Here is a 16,965-nt window from a genome sequence, read left to right as displayed (position 1 = left end):
GCGTTGTGTTTTCTGTATACTGCCCCACGAATATAAAGGCCCAATAAAACAGGGAAGGCTACACTATGGGAAAACTCTCTACCCTCCTCTTCTCGGCAGCACTTTCGACGGCTGTCGTCGCAGGCGCATCTGCACAGGAACAGGTAAAGATCGGCATGCTGCAAGGCTTCACCGGCCCGACGGAATCACTCGTCAAGCCGATGGCACTTGGCGGCGAATTGGCCATTAAGGAAGTTTCCGACAGCGGCCTGCTGCTTGGCGGGCGTGAAGTTGTTTCGGTACGCGGTGACAGTACCTGTATCGACGCAGCAGCAGCCACCGCGGCGGCTGATCGTCTTGTGACGTCTGATGGCGTTCACGGCATTAACGGTGCGACCTGCTCTGGCGCGACCACGGCCATCCTGAACAACGTTGTCCGCGCAAACGGTATCGTCATGATTTCGCCGTCGGCAACCTCGCCGGCGCTAAGCGAAATCGAAGATGACGGGTACTTCTTCCGTACCGCACCGTCGGACGCACGTCAGGGCCAGATCATTGCTGAAATCCTTGATCGTCGCGGCATTAAATCGGCTGCGCTGACCTATACCAACAACGACTATGGTAAAGGCCTTGCAGACGCCATTCAGGCGGCATACGAAGCAAAAGGCGGCAAAATCACCGCCGTTGCTGCCCATGAAGATGGCAAAGCCGACTATTCTGCTGAAATCGGCACTCTGGCATCTGCCGGTGGTGAAGTTCTGATTGTTGCCGGTTACCTTGATCAGGGCGGCAAAGGCATCATTCAGGCATCGCTTGATACCGGTGCGTTCGACAAGTTCGTCCTGCCGGACGGCATGGTTGGTGAAGCGCTGACCGACAACTTCGGTGATATGCTTGATGGCTCGATCGGCACCAACCCGGGCACTGACAGCCCGGGCGCGTCCATGCTGGCCGAACTGGCATCAGACAAGGGCTTCAAGGGTGATGACCCGTATGTCCCGGAAGCTTATGACGCATCTGCCCTGCTTTTGCTGGCTATGCAGTCGGCTGGTTCGACGGATAGTGCTGTCTACAAAGACCACATCCTGAAAGTGGCCAATGCACCGGGTGAGAAAATCTATCCGGGTGAACTGGCCAAAGCGCTTCAGATCCTCGCTGATGGTGGTGACATCGACTATGTCGGCGGTACCGCGCTCGAACTGATCGAGCCGGGCGAGTCCGCTGGTAGCTTCCGTGAAACGGAAATCAAGGGCGGCAAGTGGGAAACGGAGATGTACCACTAAGCCGATCATCCTTTGATCGCTAACGACGCTGGAACTGTCAGAGACTTCGGTTTCTGGCAGTTCCTCTATTACCGGGTCGTCACCGCAATATTTGGTTGATTTCCACGGTACAGAACGCATGACAAGGGTCAAAAACTCCCAATGATACGGGTCGAAAACATCGCCAAGAATTTCGGCGGCATTCAGGCAGTCGATGGCGTATCGCTATCCATTGAAAAAGGTTCCATCACCGGCCTGATCGGGCCGAATGGTGCCGGTAAAACAACATTGTTCAATATTATTGCGGGCGTCTTTCCGCCGTCTTCGGGGAAAATATTCCTTGATGACGAAGACGTAACCCACCTTGAACCGCACGAACTTTTCCACAAGGGCCTTTTGCGAACCTTCCAGATTGCGCACGAATTCTCGACATTGAGTGTGCTGGACAATCTGATGGTGGTTCCGGGCAACCAGCCGGGCGAACAATTGCGCCATAGCTGGTTTAACTATTCCCGCGTCAAAGAAATTGAAGCCCAGAACTACGAACGCGCACTTGAGGTGATCGATTTCCTTGAAATTGACCATATCAAGCATGAGCTGGCGGGCAATCTTTCCGGCGGTCAGAAGAAACTGCTCGAACTGGGCCGCACCATGATGGTCGAACCCAAGATCGTCTTTCTTGATGAAGTGGGTGCCGGTGTGAACCGTACGCTGCTTAATACCATTGCGACCTCGATCAAGCGCCTCAATGAAGAGCGCGGCTATACCTTCTGCCTGATCGAACATGACATGGATTTCATTGCCAGCCTGTGTGATCCCGTGATCGTCATGGCCGAGGGCAAAGTCCTGACCCAAGGTACGATCGAAGAGGTCAAGAATAACGAGGAGGTCATCGAGGCCTATCTCGGCACAGGTCGCAAGCATGAACGGAAGGTGCCGTCATGAGTTTCTTAAGCGCAACCGGCATGACCGGCGGCTATGGCGGCAGTGATATCCTTCATGACTGCACGATTACCGTTGAAAAGGGCGAGATCGCCGTTGTTGTCGGCCCCAATGGTGCCGGTAAATCAACCGCGATGAAGGCAGTGTTCGGCATGTTGAACCTGCGTGAAGGATCAGTGGTTCTGGATGGCAAGGATATTACCAACCTTGCCCCGCAGGAACGCGTGCCCGAGGGCATGGGCTTTGTGCCCCAGAACCGCAACGTTTTCGTTTCGATGACGGTCGAGGAAAACCTCGATATGGGGGCCTTCATCCGCAAGGACGACAAGATCGAGGAAACCAAACAACAGATTTTCGATCTGTTCCCGATCCTTGGCGAAAAACGCAATCAGCCCGCAGGCGAGCTTTCCGGTGGTCAACGCCAGCAAGTGGCGGTTGGTCGGGCACTTATGACCCAGCCAAAGCTGCTTATGCTCGATGAACCGACTGCGGGTGTTTCGCCCATCGTGATGGATGAACTGTTCGACAAGATCGTGGAAGTCGCCAGAACCGGCGTCGCCATTCTGATGGTTGAACAAAATGCCCGTCAGGCGCTTGAGATCGCCGATCACGGTTTTGTCCTGGTGCAGGGACGCAACCGGTTCACCGATACGGGCGAAGCCCTTCTCGCCAACGAAGAAGTTCGCCGCTCCTTCCTGGGCGGCTAAGTGGGGACTTGAATGGAAATTCTTAACGCACTCGCGCTGTTTACCAATTTTGTGGTCGTTCCGGCGACTGCCTATGGTGCACAGCTCGCCCTTGGGGCGCTTGGCGTCACACTTATTTTCGGCATCCTGCGCTTTGCGAACTTTGCGCATGGCGAGTTGATGTCGTTTGGCACCATGATCACGATTTTGGTCACCTGGTTCCTGCAAAATATGGGCGTTTCTATCGCCCCCTTCCCGACCGCCCTTCTGGCGTTGCCGATTGGGGTGTTGGCTGCCATCAGCATGGCACTTGTCATGGATCGGATGGTGTTTCGGTTTTATCGCAAGCAGCGCTCAAACCCAATTGTCTTTGCCATTGTATCGGTCGGCGTCATGTTCCTGATTGCCGGTATTATCCGCATTGTCATCGGCCCGGCCGATCAAAGCTTTGCCGATGGTGAACGTTTTATCATTGGCGCGATTGATTCACGCCGTGCCCTGGGCCTTGATGAAGGTATTGCCATCAAGCAAAGCCAGTTGATCACGGTTGTTGTCACCGCCATTGTCGTTGCCTGGCTGTTCTGGTTCTTGCAGAAAACCCGTTCGGGCAAGGCCATGCGCGCCTATTCCGATGACGAGGATCTGGCACTGCTGTCGGGGATCAACCCGGAACGTGTGGTGATGATCTGCTGGGTTATTGCAGCGGCACTGGCTGCCATCGCCGGCACGCTGTATGGCCTTGATAAGACCTACAAGCCGTTCATCTTCTTGCAGATCCTGCTTCCGATCTTTGCCGCCACCATTCTGGGTGGCATCGGGCAACCGGTCGGCGCGATTTTGGGCGCGTTCATTGTGGCCTTCTCCGAGGTGACGGTGACCTATGCCTTCAAGAAGTTCCTGACCTATCTTGGCCCGACGGATTGGGCGCCGGACGGGCTCGTGCAACTTCTGTCGACGGACTACAAGTTTGCAGTCTCCTTCATCATTCTGGTCGCGGTTCTTCTGATCCGGCCAACCGGTATTATTCGTGGGAAAGTGATATGACGAAGAGAGTTGCGCTCCTATATGGCCTGATGTGCCTGGTGTTGATCGCGATCGGCTTTCTTCAAAGCTGGAACGTCGCCTTTGGCATCTTCAATCTTTGTGTGATCTCTGCAGTGATGGCGCTCGGCGTCAATATGCAGTGGGGCTATGCCGGCCTGTTTAACGTCGGTGTAATGGGCTTTACAGCACTTGGTGGCCTTACCGCCGTTCTGGTCTCGATGCCGCCTGTGGGCGAAGCCTGGGCCGTTGCCGGTGGGGATATTGCCCTGTCCTTGCTCAGCCTTGCTGCGACGATCATTGCGGTGATCTACGCCCGACGCTTTGTGCACCCGGCATTGAAGCTTCCGGTAACGCTTGTTCTTTTGCTGGCGGGTTATTTCCTGATCGGGGTGTTCTTTGGTCCGGCAACCGATGCGATTGAAAGCATCGACCCGGCGCTCAGCGGTTATCTGGGTGGTGCGGGCTTGCCCGTCCTTGTCGCATGGCCGCTTGCCGGTCTGGTGGCCGCTGGTGGCGGTTGGCTGATCGGGCGGATCGCGCTTGGCCTGCGGGCGGATTATCTGGCGATTGCCACCCTTGGTATTTCCGAGATCATCATTGCGATCATCAAGTACGAAGAATGGCTTTCGCGCGGGGTTAAAAACGTCACCGGCATTCCGCGCCCGGTGCCCTATGAAGTCGACCTTATCGAAAGTGAATGGTTCATCAGTCTGGCCAACTTCTTTGGTGCGACCGAGATTTCCGATGCCGCCAGCCTGTTTGTCAAGCTGTGCTATGCGGTGCTGTTTGTCATCGTGCTTGCGATCATCATGTGGTTTGCTGAACGCGCACTGAAGTCCCCGTGGGGCCGTATGATGCGCGCCATTCGTGACAACCGCGATGCGGCGGCTGCGATGGGCAAGGACGTCAAACGCCGCCACCTTCAGACCTTTGTACTGGGGTGTGCGGTGTGCGGGATTGCCGGTGCGATGCTGACCACCCTTGACGGTCAGTTGACGCCAACCAGTTACATTCCGCTGCGCTACACCTTCCTGATCTGGGTGATGGTGATTTTGGGTGGTTCGGGCAACAACTGGGGCTCGATCCTCGGTGGCTTCATCATCTGGTTCCTTTGGGTCGAGGCAGAGCCGTTTGGCAACTGGTTCATGTCAACGATCACCGCCCCGCTTGGCGAAGGATCGGAGCTTGCCCAGCACCTCGTCGCCGGTGCGGCCTATATGCGTTATCTGATGATGGGGGCGATCCTTTTGATCGTCATGCGGTTTGCGCCAAAGGGCCTGATCCCCGAGGCCACCAACCGATCAACAGCCATGACACGGTCTTCCTAAACAAAAACGTGAAATCGAACGGGGCGGATACCGCAAGGTATCCGCCCCGTTTTTTATTGGCGAGGCGAACTTGCCGGCAAGAATTTGAAAAACAGCGCAAGAACGTGAAAGCCACGCGAGGCTGATTGTGGCCTATTGTTGGTTTACGGATATGCCCCATATATCCGCAAATCCCCTGACTGGTCCCCGCGCGCTGCCAACCTGCGTGACCCGTTTTGAGTCAACCGTCACCCTTCGTGCCACCGCCCCTCGTGCACGTGCTGTTTTGAAAGCCCCGATGATGACAGCCCTTTTATTCGTGATCGTCACCGCCTGCTGGGGATTTACCTGGTATGCGATCAAACTTCAGATCGGACCGATCCCGGTCGAAATTTCGATCTTCTATCGCTTTGCGCTGGCGGCAGTCGTTTTGTGCGGATTCCTGTTGATAACGCGCAAATGGCGCCCTGTGCCATGGCACGCACATCCGTGGATCGTTCTTTTGGGCTGCGGGTTGTTTGGCATCAACTTTATCCTGATGTATTCGGCGACGGGCTATATCGCCAGCGGCATTGTTGCGGTGATTTTCACCACCTCGACCATTTTCAATGCACTGGGCAACTGGGCCTTTTATGGCAACCGTCCGGGTTTGCGCTTTGTCTTTGGTGCGGCATTCGGGCTTGCTGGTATCGCCTGTCTGTTTGCCAATCAGATCTATGCCCTGTCGCACAACGCCAATGCCATCACCGGCATGCTGCTTGCGCTTGGCGGCACGGCGGTATTTAGCTGCGGCAACATGGTGTCGGTCAAACTCAACCGTATGGGCATCCCCAACCGCGATGCGGTTGCGCGCGGCATGGTTTATGGCACGGTATTGCTGTTTATCTTTGCCATATTCAAGGGCCAGACTCCGGTCATGCCAACCGATCCAGTTTATATCGGCGGCCTGCTGTATCTCGCCATTCCGGGATCGGTCGTGGCGTTTATCGCCTATCTCGCACTGGTCAACCGTGTCGGTGCCGGACGCGCGGCCTATGTCACCGTGCTGTTCCCGGTCGTGGCACTCACAGTCTCGACCTTCCTTGAAGGCTATGTCTGGACCCCGATTGGTGCAACCGGGCTTGCGATGGTGTTGCTTGGCAACATCACGATCTTTGCGCGGCTTCCGAAGTTCATTAGTATGAGGAATAAAACCCTCGCGCCGGAATAGGACACCTGATTGTCTGATGATTAAAACGGGGCCGCTTGGGCCCCGTTTTTTTTGATCCCACCTTCAGGTCCGAAACTGGCGAGCAACAACATTTTGATCCGCCTAATCTTCGTTGGTCACCAACAGATCGACGGAGCCCGCGATGCTGCCCCATGAAAACACCACACGTTTGATATCGCTTGATATGGAACTGTCTTCCCGCCCGAAACATCGCGGCATTGATGGCCCGAGAAACCTCTCATCCGCAGGTGGCTTACAGCCCAAACAACCCCCTTCCCAGCCGATGGACCGTATCAGCTGGTTGATGCTGATCTCGCTATCGATCCTGTGGGGCGGATCGTTTTTCTTTACCGAAATCGCACTTGTCGATCTGCCGCCCCTGACGCTTGTGCTGTGCCGGGTGTCGATTGCGACCATGGTTCTGTGGTGGGTGGTGTTGTTGCGCGATATCGCCATCCCGCGTGATCCGAAATTCTGGGCGGGCGTTGCCGTGATGGGCGGACTTAACAACCTGATACCCTTTTGCCTGATTGTCTGGAGCCAGACACAAATCACCAGCAGCCTTGCCGCCATCCTGAACGCCACCACTCCGCTTTTCACCCTGCTGATCGCCCATATCGCCACAGACAGCGAAAAGCTCACCTTGCGCAAAACCATCGGTGTCCTGATCGGGTTTGGCGGCGTGATTGTGATTTTCGGCCTTCCGACATCTGCCAACACATTGGGCCTGCTTGCGCCGGGTGCCGTTCTGCTTGCCGCGTTCAGCTATGGCTGTGCCGGGGTGTTTGGCAGACGTTTTGCCACCACCCCGCCGATCCTCACCGCGGCCTGCATGACCAGCGCGTCGAGCCTGATGCTCCTGCCCTTGTCTATCCTGATTGATCGGCCCTGGCACCTGCCGGTTCCCACCACCAGCACGATTCTTGCCGTTCTGGGCTTCGCAACACTGAGCACTGCGCTGGCTTATATCCTCTATTTCGCCATTCTCAAATGCGCGGGTGCAAGCAACCTGCTGCTCGTCACCTTCCTGATCCCGGTCAGTGCAATTTTGCTGGGTGTCGGGTTTCTCGGCGAAGCACTGATGATGCAGCACGTCATCGGCATGGTCGTAATTGGTGTCGGGCTTGCAGTGATTGACGGACGGCTTCTGCGTCGCACGCCCAAGACGCCCTGATCACCAAATCAGCAGAAAAGGCCGGAACGATCCGGCCTTTTCGTTCGAAATTACGCGTCAAAATATCCAGCGGTTTTCATATCCTCGATCAGGCCGATTTCGCACGGGGTCCAGCCAAGCGCCTGCTGCGTTCGACCGCTTGAAGCGCAGCAATCAATGGCTGCGAAATGGGTAAACCAACCGAAATAGTCGTGGGCCTGCTCCGGCGTCAGCGATTTGAACGGAAGCCCAAGCCCAAGACTGATCGTATGGGCGATATCTGCAAAGGCAATGCCTTCCTCGGCCACGGCATGATAAGCAGGCTGGCTTGCGCGGTCTTCGATGGCAAGCCGGTAGGCGCGCGCGGCATCCAAACGATGCACCGCAGGCCAGAGGTTATCACCATCCTTGACACAGGCGACAAAGCCCTTTTCGCGGGCCAGATTGATCAGAAGTGGCACAAAGCCATGATCACCTACCCCGTGGACGGAGGGCGGCAAGCGCATAACCGAGATATTCACGCCATCTGCTGCTATTTCGGCCGCAGCCTCTTCTGAAGCCTTTCGCGGAATATCTCCGCTGACCGTATCGCTTTCAACCAAAGGCCGATCAGCACGCAGAAGCGCGATACCCGATGTCACTATCATCGGGCGATCCGACCCAGCCAGAACCGATCCCATGGCCCTGATCACGCGGCGATCCTTTTCGCAATTCTCAACATAACGGGAAAAATCATGATCAAAAGCAGTATGGATCACCGCATCACAAGATGCCGCCCCGCTTTGAAGACTGCCAAGGTCATCCAGATCACCGCGAAAGGCGGTCGCGCCGAGGGCCGCCAGTTTTTCGGCCCCGGCATCGCTGCGCGTTAACCCCAGCACCGAATGCCCATGATCCAGAAGCTCCTTCACCACGGCTGATCCAACAAAGCCCGTCGCACCTGTTACAAAAACACGCATCTTCACACCATCCTTAAATTGGTAAAAACAACCGGCCCGCACCGCGTTCCTGTTGCAGGCACAATATCGCTTGCGGCTTGGACGATCTATGCGCATAAATCCAATATACTTTCTCATTCGTCCAGATACAGGTCGCCATATGGATCCGCTTTCCGATATTCTGTCTTTGCTCCGCCCCGACAATTACCTGTCGGCCGGGTTTGACATTGGCGCGCCCTGGGCGATCCAGTTCCCCCATCAGGGGCACAACATCAAAACGGCTGCGATTGTTAAGGGCGAGTGCTGGATTTCAGTTGAGGGGCTGTCCGAACCGGTGCATCTGCAAACAGGCGACTGCGTCTTGTTGCCGCACGGCAAGGCGTTTTTGATGGGAAGCGATCTTGATGTGCCGCCAATGCTGGCCGGCACGACGTTCAAACCCACCGGGTTCGGCGTCATCCGAACACTGAATGGTGGCGGGGATTGCGTGGTGGCCAGCTGCCGGTTTGGCCTTCAGGGGCCGCAGGCCGACATGCTGCTTGCGATGTTGCCGCCGCTTGCGGTTATTCGCAACCGTGATGAAAGCGAAGCACTTCGCCAGTGCATTGAACGCACCATGGCCGAAATGCGCAAAGGCGATCCGGGCAGCAAACTGGTTTTGCAACATCTCGCTCATATGATGCTGATTCAGGTGCTGCGCATGTACATGAATGATGACGCCAAGGGGGTCGGCTGGTTCTTTGCCCTTGCCGACCCGCAGATTAGCAAAGCCATGTCCGCCATCCACGCCGATCCGGCGCAAAATTGGACAGTCGAAACTCTGGCACGGTGTGCCGGCATGTCGCGTTCCGCCTTTGCCGCACGTTTCAAGGACAAGGTCGGAAAAAGCCCGATGGCCTATCTTACGCATTGGCGGATGATGCTGGCGGGCGAAAAGCTGCTGCATTCCCGCGCGCCGATCTCGCAGATTTCACTGTCGCTCGGCTATGAGTCTGAAAGTGCGTTTAGTACGGCTTTCAAGCGGGTAATGGGGTGCGCGCCAAGGGGGTATGGGCGAACTCTGGATACACCATAAGCCAGAAGTGCCGGCTCCGACAGTGCAATGCAATCCATTTGGGCATCATTGATAAGGAAAAGGCGACTGTCTACTTTTCCCCAGCCCCTCTTTTCCTCAAATCGTTAACGGACCAAAGCAGCCTTCACCAGTTGCCGCGCCGCGACGGCAGTTGCATCTGCGTAGTCCGCATCACGATGCATCAGCAGGATGGAAAATGTTCCTTCCATCAGAACAACGATATGGCGTGCGATTTCCGCCGGTTTATCGATACCGGCTTCTGTGAATTTGACTGTCAGCCAGGCTTCAAATTTCTTTTTGTGAGCTGCGCCAACTTGCACTGCGGGGTGGCCTGGCATATTGGCGAGCTCGGCCACGGTTCGCTGGAACCCACACCCCTTCCACTTCGGGTGACGTGCCCCTTCCCCGACGCCGGTAAAAATCGCTCCAACCTTGTCGGCAACAGTCCCTTCGCAGGCATCGAACCATTGCGCAAAAATCTCAAGATTTGGCTGGTCGCGTGATTCGAGATAGCGCGCCACCAGATTGTCTTTGCTCGGAAAGTGGTAATAGAGGGTCTTCTTTGTAATTCCGGCTTTCTCTGCGATCGCATCGACACTCGTCGCCCGAATGCCCTCGTTATAAAACAGGTTGTTGGCAGCCGTAAGAATGCGGTCACGGGTTGAGGGGACTTGCGGTTTCATATGTATACTAACCAGTGAGTGTAATTCATTTTATATCACTGCTACCAATCCCCGATCTTGTCAATATCGGAGGAAGCCATGACCAATTGCATCAAAATGGACGTCACTGACAAAATCGCCCTGCTGACGCTCAACAGGCCGGAAAAGCTCAATGCATTGAATTACGAAACCAACGACCGGATGATGGAACTGCTTGATCTGATCGAGGATGATCGATCTATCCATGCTGTCATTCTGACCGGTGCCGGGGATCGGGCCTTTTCTGCTGGCGGCGACATCCCTGAATTCGCAAAATCAGTGCGCAAGGGAGCCGACGTCGCGATCAAGGAATTTGTTCGGCGCGGCCAAGGCATGACCGCACGACTGGAAACGTTCTCCAAACCCATCGTTGCTGCGGTGAACGGCATTGCATTTGGCGGAGGCTGCGAAATCACCGAGGCTGTGCATCTGGCAATTGCCAGTGACCGGGCAATCTTTGCCAAACCCGAAATCAACATTGGTATCCCACCGACATTCGGGGGGACGCAGCGATTACCAAGGCTAGCGGGGCGTAAACGCGCGCTGGAACTTTTGCTGACCGGTGACACCTTCACCCCCGAACGGGCATACGAGCTGGGCCTTGTGAACAAGGTCGTACCGCATGATGATTTGCTCTCGGAGGCTTATGCCCTTGTCCACCGTATCCTTCGCCACTCCCCTCTGGCAGCGGCACGGATTATCACAGCGGTAACGCGCGGCATCAACTTGACGATTGCAGAGGGATTACAGGCTGAGTCCGAACAGTTCGCCCGAATGGTCGCCACTGATGACATTCATGAAGGGTTGACCGCCTGGATAGAGCGCAGAACACCGTATTACACCGCAACCTGATCTCAGGTCCGCAGGGATGGTAAAGCCATCCCTGCGGCTGCCTTTGATCTTCAATCTTCAAGCAGCCGTTCATACACCACCCAGTTCGAAGCCTTGCCGATCTGATCGTACAGGCGCCGCGCCGTCGCATTGTCGTTGCCCGTGATCCAGGTCAGTTTGAACCATCCCCGGTCGCGGGCGATGTTGTCCAACCGCTGCATCAAGGCCTGTGCGACGCCTGCGTGGCGGGCTTTGGGCGCGACAAAAAGATCGTCAAGTTGGCCGAACCAGCTACCGGTCAGGGTTTCCGGCACAGCGCGATATTGCGCGAAGCCCACGACCTGATTGCCTGTCGCAGCCAACAGACATTCCATCGGCCCATATGGATCAATGATCCAACCCCAGGTCGTATCGAGTGCCGTGTTAGAAATCTCACAACCATAAAACACCATATAGTCGCGAAACAGACCGGCCCAGACATCACGGTCGGCCTCTGCGGCGGGGCGTATTTCAATCATGTCTGCCATCAGTCTGCAAACTCCCAACCGATGTGATAAAGGTTTGTGCCCTCTGCCTTGGCGGTATACATCGCCAGATCAGCGATATGGATGAGGGTATCAAGCGTTCGGGCATGTTCGGGATAGATCGCGATACCAAGGCTGGCCCCGACCCGATAAGTGCCATCCCCCAATTCCATCGGCGTGGATACCGCACCAAGGATCTTTTCAGCGATACCACGCACCTCGGCGTCATCTTCCAGATCTTCGAGAATGACGGTAAACTCATCACCACCGATGCGTGCCACGGTATCAGATGCCCGGACAGCATTGACCAGACACTGCCCGGTATTGACCAGAACACGGTCGCCGGCCGCATGGCCAAGCCCATCATTGATCTGCTTGAATCCATCGAGATCAATAAACACCACGGCGACACGCTTCTTGTTACGCTTGGCGCGATCTATCGCCTTGCTTAACCGGTCCTCGAAGATGATCCTGTTGGGCAAGCGGGTAAGCGAGTCATGGAAGGCAAGTTCGCGGATTTGATCAGCTTCTGCGCGTTCCTCGGTAATGTCGCGCACAACCCCCATCATTTTGACGGTTTCACCATTTTCGTCCTTGGTGACATTTCCGGTTTCACGCAGCCAGCGGATGGTGCCGTCAGGCCAGACAACTCGGTATTCCTCGTCATGGTTTTCGCCGGTTTCAATGCATCGGAGTTCACCTTGGCGAACGCGTTCCCTGTCTTCGGGATGCACGGCATCACAGAACAGGGAATAGGTTGGAGTCACCTCGCCCGGTTTATAGCCGAACATGCCGTAAATCGCGTCCGACCAATAAAGTTCGTCAGTATCAACGCGCCAGTCCCAAGTCCCGATGCGCGCGAAATACTGGCTTTGCTTGAAGCGTTGCTCTTCGTCAGTCGTTTCTACTCGCGCATGTGAAAGATCGCGCACAAGCACCATGCGGGCCTTATCATTCCGATTACTCGACCGGACAAACGACACCGCAACCGGAAATTTCGCGCCACTGGCCCGAACGGCTTCGATTTGGTAACTGCCTTCCTGCGATTCATCGTAACTGGCAGGCATGTCGGGAAAAAGGGCCGTAAGGACCGCCCCCTGTAAATCGCCTTCGGATCGGCCGAACATGTTTGCTGCGGCGGCGTTTACGCTTTGAACAGATCCATCTGCACCAAGCGTCACCACACCATCAGACATATTCGATATCAGGGTTTTGAGTGCATTTAGCCTCGCCCGCGCCTGCCTGTGCACACGGATCGAATATGCAATTGTAGCAACGGCAAAGACGGTAAGAAAAATGGAAAAAGAAGCGGCATAGGTCATTGGTGGGCGTGGGTTTCCCGAGTAAATTTATCGCGCCGAATATATACATACGTCCGTATAAATAAAAGCCAACCTTTGGGGCATTATCCTTAAGAACGACATTTTCCCCATACCGGACAAGCATGTCAGCTATACGACCACACATTCCCCCGGCACATAAACATCGCGCGAGTGCCCGACATTGCTGGCAGAAGTATGAAAACTCCTGTACCATCGTATATACTTGTCTTTTGACATTGGCGGGCACTATCCGGCATCCGCATGACGCAATATAGGTCAGTTCAAAGTGAAGCCGTGTCCATCTAACCAGGCGCGGCGATCGTCCACGCCTCCTTTAGTCAGCTGAGCGAACTCAAGAAAACGGTTCGCAAATCGGCAAAGCTTGAAAGGGACAGAGTTGGATAATCATCAGGAATTTTTCGGGACAGAAAGCAGTATCGCTCTGATGAAGAGGAGTGCGGCTCTTTGGTCACTGATAAAGGACAATCCGAGATTTGCATATTACGGCCGGACGGTCGCCCTGTCCGATATACAGACCGACACCGCCGACATACTTGCATCTGTCGCCTCTTTGCTTGGCGCATCGGTTGCCTATTATTTCCCCAAATTCAAGGCAGATAAACTGTTCGCAGAACTGAAGGCACGCGGGTTTTCGTGTGACCGCCATGAACATTATTGGGGTGGTGAAGCGACCTACGAGGCCAGCCGTCAAGTCCTTGATAAATATGACATGCCAAGCGACCTGTCGATTGTAGCACTCGACAAAATGTCGCCGAATGAACTGGTCGCTGATGTTGCAGCACTTTGCCAATCCTGTGACGTCATGCCTGTGCCGGGCGCCATCATGCGGGGTCAAGGCAGGCGCGGCATAAACTTGGTTGCCATTGACGCGGCTGGCGCACCGGTTGCGAGTGCATCTTCATTCGTGATGCATCATCCGTCCGGAGCGCGACCAAACGATGTATTTTGGGGCATGCTTGCCACGCGTGAGGACAGACGGGGCGAAAAGATCGGCTTAATTCTTGGTGCCAAGGCAATCATTCATATGTGGGAAAAAGAAGCTGCACGAGGTTTCATGACTGGCGTTCGCCTTGATAACCCCTCCTCGCAGGCGCTGTGCAACAAGCTGGGCGTAACGGACTCTGATTGGATCTATGCCTCTTGCATCAACAATGAAGTTCTCGGCCGAGCCAGTGTAACCAAGTAACCCATTTCGGATGTCGCTGATCCAGGTTCATAACAAACGTACCTAACGCTTGTCCGGGCAGCGCCGAAACGAAACAAGCCCCACATCAAGGGATGCAGGGCTTGTTTCGAAGATAGAGTCCTGTCAGAGCTTAGCCTTGGGCAGCCCTGATCTTGCGCACCGATTGCCCAGAAATACCCCAATCATCAAGCGATACTTCATCGATTACGACAAAGGTCGTGGCGGGTGACTTGTTCAGAACGTTCTGAAGCAGATCAGTTACGCCCTTGATCAGTTGGGCTTTTTCCTCTGACGTTGGGCCGGTTCCATCCGGCCCGCCTTCACGGGTGAGCTTGATATTGACGTACGGCATTGCTCAGTCCTCCTTTGCGCGATACGCGAAAACCTTGGTGATCACCTTCCATCCGTCATCGGTATGGATCAGTGTCAGCAGGTCTTGATAATCCCGTCCCATCATGGTCATGCGGGCTTCGACCAAGCCCATCTGGCGGCCCGTCTGGGTTACCCGGTCAACGCTTTCGCGGCGCGGATCACCGCGTTTAGCCGGGGGTTCACGGTTATCGATGCGCGTCATGTATGTCTCAAGGTCCATGAACTCGTGATTGCCGTCCGTCGCGTTGACATAGGCAAGTTCAGGATGAAACACGGTGCGCAGGATTTCACTGTCAGACTGATAAAGCCCGTCGAAATAGCGCTCCATCAAGGCTTTGACGTCGTCATCAATTTGCAATTCATCAGATAGCTGCATTACACAAGCCCCTCGGCTTTCATCGCGGCTTGTGTCGCCGGGCGGGCCTGAATGCGCGCTACGAACTTTGCAAGATGCGGCCAATTAACGAGATCGATTTCCTTGAAATTCGCCCAGTTCGCCAGAACAAAGGTATAGGCATCCGCCACCGAAAATCGGTTCTCGACAAGGAAGTCGCGACCATCTGCCAAAACACTTTCAAGATGGTCAAACTTGGTTGCGACCTTCTGCTTGGCCGCAAGCTGTTCGGCCGCGCTCGCCCCATCGGTGAAAAGCGGGCCCCAGGATTTATGCAATTCCGCCGCCGCAAAGTTCAGAAACTGTTGCAGGCGCGCGCGTGCGACCGAACCGGGCTTTGGCGAAAAGGCACGATCCGCATGGGTGTCTGCAATGTATTGCAAGATCGCGACACCTTCGGTCAGGGTATCCCCCGTTTCGATCTCAAGGGCGGGCACATAGCCATTCGGGCTGATTTCACGATATGTGCGGCCGGTTTCGGTCAGGCCTTGCGCAACATCAACGCTTTCGATGTCAAACTTGGCCCCCACTTCATGCAACATGATGTGGCTGGCAAGCGAACAGGCACCGGGCAAGTAATAGAGTTTCATGGGTAGCTCCTTTGGTTTGATCTATGCCCCCTTTAATGCCAAACCAGACGAGCAATTGATAATATCGACTTTTCATAGTAATGATCTATAAATCAGATCATCTTGAGGCATACATGAACCTCGAACAACTCATCGCCGTCGACGCGGTGGTCAGCACCGGCACCTTTCGCGGGGCCGCGGATCGCCTGAACAAGGCGCAATCGGCCATCAGCCATCAGGTGCGCAAACTGGAAGACGAGCTGGGCTTTGCCATCTTCTCACGCGAAGACTACCGCCCCCGCCTGTCATCCGAGGGGGAAGTATTCCTGCGCGAAGCCACCCGCGTTCTTGATCAATTTCGCAAACTTCAGGCAACCGCTCAGGAACTGCGCAGCACACAGGAACCACTGGTGCGCATCGCACTGACCGCAACCATGTCGCTCGAACCGATCCTTAAAATCCTTGGTCAAATCGGCGACAAATTCCCCAATACCCACATCGCGGTTGCCACCGAAATGATGGGCGGTCCACTGGCCCGGTTGATGAAGAGGGATGCGGATCTGATTATCGCGGGGATGGAGGGTGTCGATATTGATCACGTCGAAACCACACCTGTCGGCACGGTCGTCATTCGCCCCGTCGCCCATCGCAGCTTCCCTGTGGCCGGGCGCAGCGGCATGCGATCGCGCATGGAAATGCAAAGCTATGTGCAGGTCATCGTCTCGGGCACAGGTGGCCCGGATTACAATCAAACACGCGACGTGCTGGCGGGCGGGCGGCGCTGGACCGTATCAGATTTCGCCACCAAGAAATCGGTCATCATGAACGGGCACGGCTGGGGAGGCCTGCCCGAACACATGATCACGGAGGAACTTAAAAGCGGAGAACTTGTTGCGCTCAACATCGCAGATTTTCGCCCACGCCATACTGAAGTCTTCGCCATAAGACGGCGGGATCAGGCGATGGGTCGGGTGCAGGGTGAGATTTGGCGGGCGCTTCAGACACAAGCTAGAGTGAGTTAGGTGAGACCGTTCTGATTAACGTGACGGAGGGAGTTGTAAAAATCAGCCATTGGGCTGCTTTTTATCCTTGGGCAAAGCCCGGCGGATCGTTGCGCATTTCGCGCAACGTCTATCGATAGCTGCGTGCCTCGCTTTCTCGTGCCCCCCGGGGGCGAGCCCGATCCAAGGCGATCAATTAAAAACCCCCTCAGGCGAAGCCATGAGGGGGTTTTTAATTGGTAGCCGAGGAGGGACTTGAACCCCCGACACGCGGATTATGATTCCGCTGCTCTAACCAGCTGAGCTACTCGGCCACAAGGAATTTTGTGGTGTTCCGGTACGCTTGGAACGAGGCGGTTTTTAAGTCAGGGAGCCGTCCCCGTCAAGCGCCTTTTTGACGATTTTGTCAAAAAACCTTCCCGCAAAACTTCTGGTGAAACTGGCGGGC

The 16,965-nt window shown here is 55.3% G+C and carries 18 protein-coding genes and 1 tRNA gene; 11 read left to right on the top strand and 8 right to left on the bottom strand.

Annotated features, from left to right (window positions below):
• Positions 1 to 65 precede the first annotated feature (65 nt).
• The 7 genes from FHI25_RS16535 (at position 66) to FHI25_RS16505 (ending at position 7,604) form a co-directional block, all read left to right on the top strand.
• Positions 66 to 1,262 carry an ABC transporter substrate-binding protein gene (locus FHI25_RS16535; protein WP_210519632.1) on the top strand — a complete coding sequence of 399 codons (1,197 nt, stop codon included), beginning with the start codon at positions 66 to 68 and terminating at the stop codon, positions 1,260 to 1,262.
• Between the two features lie 141 nt (positions 1,263 to 1,403).
• Positions 1,404 to 2,186, top strand: a complete 783-nt coding sequence (locus FHI25_RS16530) for an ABC transporter ATP-binding protein (RefSeq protein ID WP_063088159.1) — start codon at positions 1,404 to 1,406, stop codon at positions 2,184 to 2,186.
• Positions 2,183 to 2,890 (top strand): ABC transporter ATP-binding protein, encoded by a 708-nt coding sequence (locus FHI25_RS16525; RefSeq protein ID WP_008890664.1) that lies wholly within the window; start codon positions 2,183 to 2,185, stop codon positions 2,888 to 2,890. The genes FHI25_RS16530 and FHI25_RS16525 overlap by 4 nt, the downstream gene beginning before the upstream one ends.
• A gap of 12 nt (positions 2,891 to 2,902) precedes the next feature.
• Positions 2,903 to 3,913, top strand: coding sequence for a branched-chain amino acid ABC transporter permease (locus FHI25_RS16520; protein ID WP_210519630.1), 1,011 nt, complete (start codon positions 2,903 to 2,905; stop codon positions 3,911 to 3,913).
• Entirely contained in the window at positions 3,910 to 5,241 is a 1,332-nt protein-coding gene (locus FHI25_RS16515) for a branched-chain amino acid ABC transporter permease (RefSeq protein WP_246879156.1), read from the top strand. The genes FHI25_RS16520 and FHI25_RS16515 overlap by 4 nt, the downstream gene beginning before the upstream one ends.
• 205 nt (positions 5,242 to 5,446) lie before the next feature.
• Positions 5,447 to 6,430 carry a DMT family transporter gene (locus FHI25_RS16510; protein ID WP_349238029.1) on the top strand — a complete coding sequence of 328 codons (984 nt, stop codon included), beginning with the start codon at positions 5,447 to 5,449 and terminating at the stop codon, positions 6,428 to 6,430.
• 142 nt (positions 6,431 to 6,572) lie between these two features.
• Entirely contained in the window at positions 6,573 to 7,604 is a 1,032-nt protein-coding gene (locus FHI25_RS16505) for a DMT family transporter (RefSeq protein WP_210519628.1), read from the top strand.
• A gap of 50 nt (positions 7,605 to 7,654) precedes the next feature.
• Here FHI25_RS16505 and FHI25_RS16500 read toward each other — a convergent pair whose 3' ends face one another.
• On the bottom strand, positions 7,655 to 8,542 hold the full coding sequence (locus FHI25_RS16500) for an SDR family oxidoreductase (RefSeq protein ID WP_210519626.1): 888 nt from the start codon (positions 8,540 to 8,542) through the stop codon (positions 7,655 to 7,657).
• A gap of 139 nt (positions 8,543 to 8,681) precedes the next feature.
• On the opposite strand from FHI25_RS16500, the gene FHI25_RS16495 reads away from it, so the two are divergent.
• Positions 8,682 to 9,596: an AraC family transcriptional regulator gene (locus FHI25_RS16495; protein WP_210519624.1), complete on the top strand. Its 915-nt coding sequence runs from the start codon at positions 8,682 to 8,684 to the stop codon at positions 9,594 to 9,596.
• Between the two features lie 104 nt (positions 9,597 to 9,700).
• Here the strand turns inward: FHI25_RS16495 and FHI25_RS16490 are convergent, their stop codons facing one another.
• Positions 9,701 to 10,279 (bottom strand): TetR/AcrR family transcriptional regulator, encoded by a 579-nt coding sequence (locus tag FHI25_RS16490; RefSeq protein ID WP_210519623.1) that lies wholly within the window; start codon positions 10,277 to 10,279, stop codon positions 9,701 to 9,703.
• Between the two features lie 78 nt (positions 10,280 to 10,357).
• Between FHI25_RS16490 and FHI25_RS16485 the strand changes: the two genes are divergently transcribed.
• Positions 10,358 to 11,149 carry a crotonase/enoyl-CoA hydratase family protein gene (locus FHI25_RS16485; RefSeq protein ID WP_210519621.1) on the top strand — a complete coding sequence of 264 codons (792 nt, stop codon included), beginning with the start codon at positions 10,358 to 10,360 and terminating at the stop codon, positions 11,147 to 11,149.
• A 50-nt stretch (positions 11,150 to 11,199) separates the two neighbouring features.
• Here FHI25_RS16485 and FHI25_RS16480 read toward each other — a convergent pair whose 3' ends face one another.
• A complete protein-coding gene (locus FHI25_RS16480; protein WP_210519619.1) occupies positions 11,200 to 11,655 on the bottom strand; it encodes a GNAT family N-acetyltransferase in 456 nt (151 codons plus the stop codon).
• Complete coding sequence (locus FHI25_RS16475; protein WP_282597595.1) at positions 11,655 to 12,974, bottom strand: sensor domain-containing diguanylate cyclase; 1,320 nt, start codon at positions 12,972 to 12,974, stop codon at positions 11,655 to 11,657. Before FHI25_RS16475 ends, FHI25_RS16480 begins: the two co-directional genes overlap by 1 nt.
• Before the next feature lie 397 nt (positions 12,975 to 13,371).
• Here FHI25_RS16475 and FHI25_RS16470 point away from each other — a divergent pair, with 397 nt between their 5' ends.
• Positions 13,372 to 14,181 carry a hypothetical protein gene (locus FHI25_RS16470; RefSeq protein WP_210519607.1) on the top strand — a complete coding sequence of 270 codons (810 nt, stop codon included), beginning with the start codon at positions 13,372 to 13,374 and terminating at the stop codon, positions 14,179 to 14,181.
• Between the two features lie 130 nt (positions 14,182 to 14,311).
• Here the strand turns inward: FHI25_RS16470 and FHI25_RS16465 are convergent, their stop codons facing one another.
• From FHI25_RS16465 to gstA, 3 genes are read right to left on the bottom strand one after another with little or no spacing between them, the layout of a single operon-like run.
• Positions 14,312 to 14,533 carry a 4-oxalocrotonate tautomerase family protein gene (locus FHI25_RS16465; RefSeq protein ID WP_210519605.1) on the bottom strand — a complete coding sequence of 74 codons (222 nt, stop codon included), beginning with the start codon at positions 14,531 to 14,533 and terminating at the stop codon, positions 14,312 to 14,314.
• Positions 14,534 to 14,536: 3 nt separating this feature from the next.
• Positions 14,537 to 14,929, bottom strand: coding sequence for a nuclear transport factor 2 family protein (locus FHI25_RS16460; RefSeq protein WP_210519603.1), 393 nt, complete (start codon positions 14,927 to 14,929; stop codon positions 14,537 to 14,539).
• Positions 14,929 to 15,537 carry a glutathione transferase GstA gene (gstA, locus tag FHI25_RS16455; RefSeq protein ID WP_210519601.1) on the bottom strand — a complete coding sequence of 203 codons (609 nt, stop codon included), beginning with the start codon at positions 15,535 to 15,537 and terminating at the stop codon, positions 14,929 to 14,931. The genes FHI25_RS16460 and gstA overlap by 1 nt, the downstream gene beginning before the upstream one ends.
• A 113-nt stretch (positions 15,538 to 15,650) precedes the next feature.
• Between gstA and FHI25_RS16450 the strand changes: the two genes are divergently transcribed.
• Positions 15,651 to 16,538, top strand: coding sequence for a LysR family transcriptional regulator (locus tag FHI25_RS16450; protein WP_210519599.1), 888 nt, complete (start codon positions 15,651 to 15,653; stop codon positions 16,536 to 16,538).
• Positions 16,539 to 16,754: 216 nt separating this feature from the next.
• Here FHI25_RS16450 and FHI25_RS16445 read toward each other — a convergent pair.
• A tRNA-Met gene (locus FHI25_RS16445) sits at positions 16,755 to 16,831 on the bottom strand.
• Positions 16,832 to 16,965: the final 134 nt, after the last annotated feature.

The organism is Thalassospira sp. ER-Se-21-Dark (assembly GCF_017922435.1).
In the GTDB taxonomy this organism is placed as follows: Bacteria; Pseudomonadota; Alphaproteobacteria; order Rhodospirillales; family Thalassospiraceae; genus Thalassospira.
Note: the sequence above shows the minus strand (reverse complement) of the source record. Positions and strands in the feature narration are given on the sequence as shown.

Excerpts from the sequence above, each read along its gene's own strand:
- FHI25_RS16535 (WP_210519632.1), top strand. The coding sequence starts at position 66 with ATGGGAAAACTCTCTACCCTCCTCTTCTCGGCAGCACTTTCGACGGCT.
- FHI25_RS16530 (WP_063088159.1), top strand. The coding sequence starts at position 1,404 with ATGATACGGGTCGAAAACATCGCCAAGAATTTCGGCGGCATTCAGGCA.
- FHI25_RS16525 (WP_008890664.1), top strand. The coding sequence starts at position 2,183 with ATGAGTTTCTTAAGCGCAACCGGCATGACCGGCGGCTATGGCGGCAGT.
- FHI25_RS16520 (WP_210519630.1), top strand. The coding sequence starts at position 2,903 with ATGGAAATTCTTAACGCACTCGCGCTGTTTACCAATTTTGTGGTCGTT.
- FHI25_RS16515 (WP_246879156.1), top strand. The coding sequence starts at position 3,910 with ATGACGAAGAGAGTTGCGCTCCTATATGGCCTGATGTGCCTGGTGTTG.
- FHI25_RS16505 (WP_210519628.1), top strand. The coding sequence starts at position 6,573 with ATGCTGCCCCATGAAAACACCACACGTTTGATATCGCTTGATATGGAA.
- FHI25_RS16500 (WP_210519626.1), bottom strand. The coding sequence starts at position 8,542 with ATGCGTGTTTTTGTAACAGGTGCGACGGGCTTTGTTGGATCAGCCGTG.
- FHI25_RS16495 (WP_210519624.1), top strand. The coding sequence starts at position 8,682 with ATGGATCCGCTTTCCGATATTCTGTCTTTGCTCCGCCCCGACAATTAC.
- FHI25_RS16490 (WP_210519623.1), bottom strand. The coding sequence starts at position 10,279 with ATGAAACCGCAAGTCCCCTCAACCCGTGACCGCATTCTTACGGCTGCC.
- FHI25_RS16485 (WP_210519621.1), top strand. The coding sequence starts at position 10,358 with ATGACCAATTGCATCAAAATGGACGTCACTGACAAAATCGCCCTGCTG.
- FHI25_RS16480 (WP_210519619.1), bottom strand. The coding sequence starts at position 11,655 with ATGGCAGACATGATTGAAATACGCCCCGCCGCAGAGGCCGACCGTGAT.
- FHI25_RS16475 (WP_282597595.1), bottom strand. The coding sequence starts at position 12,974 with ATGACCTATGCCGCTTCTTTTTCCATTTTTCTTACCGTCTTTGCCGTT.
- FHI25_RS16465 (WP_210519605.1), bottom strand. The coding sequence starts at position 14,533 with ATGCCGTACGTCAATATCAAGCTCACCCGTGAAGGCGGGCCGGATGGA.
- FHI25_RS16460 (WP_210519603.1), bottom strand. The coding sequence starts at position 14,929 with ATGCAGCTATCTGATGAATTGCAAATTGATGACGACGTCAAAGCCTTG.
- gstA (WP_210519601.1), bottom strand. The coding sequence starts at position 15,537 with ATGAAACTCTATTACTTGCCCGGTGCCTGTTCGCTTGCCAGCCACATC.
- FHI25_RS16450 (WP_210519599.1), top strand. The coding sequence starts at position 15,651 with ATGAACCTCGAACAACTCATCGCCGTCGACGCGGTGGTCAGCACCGGC.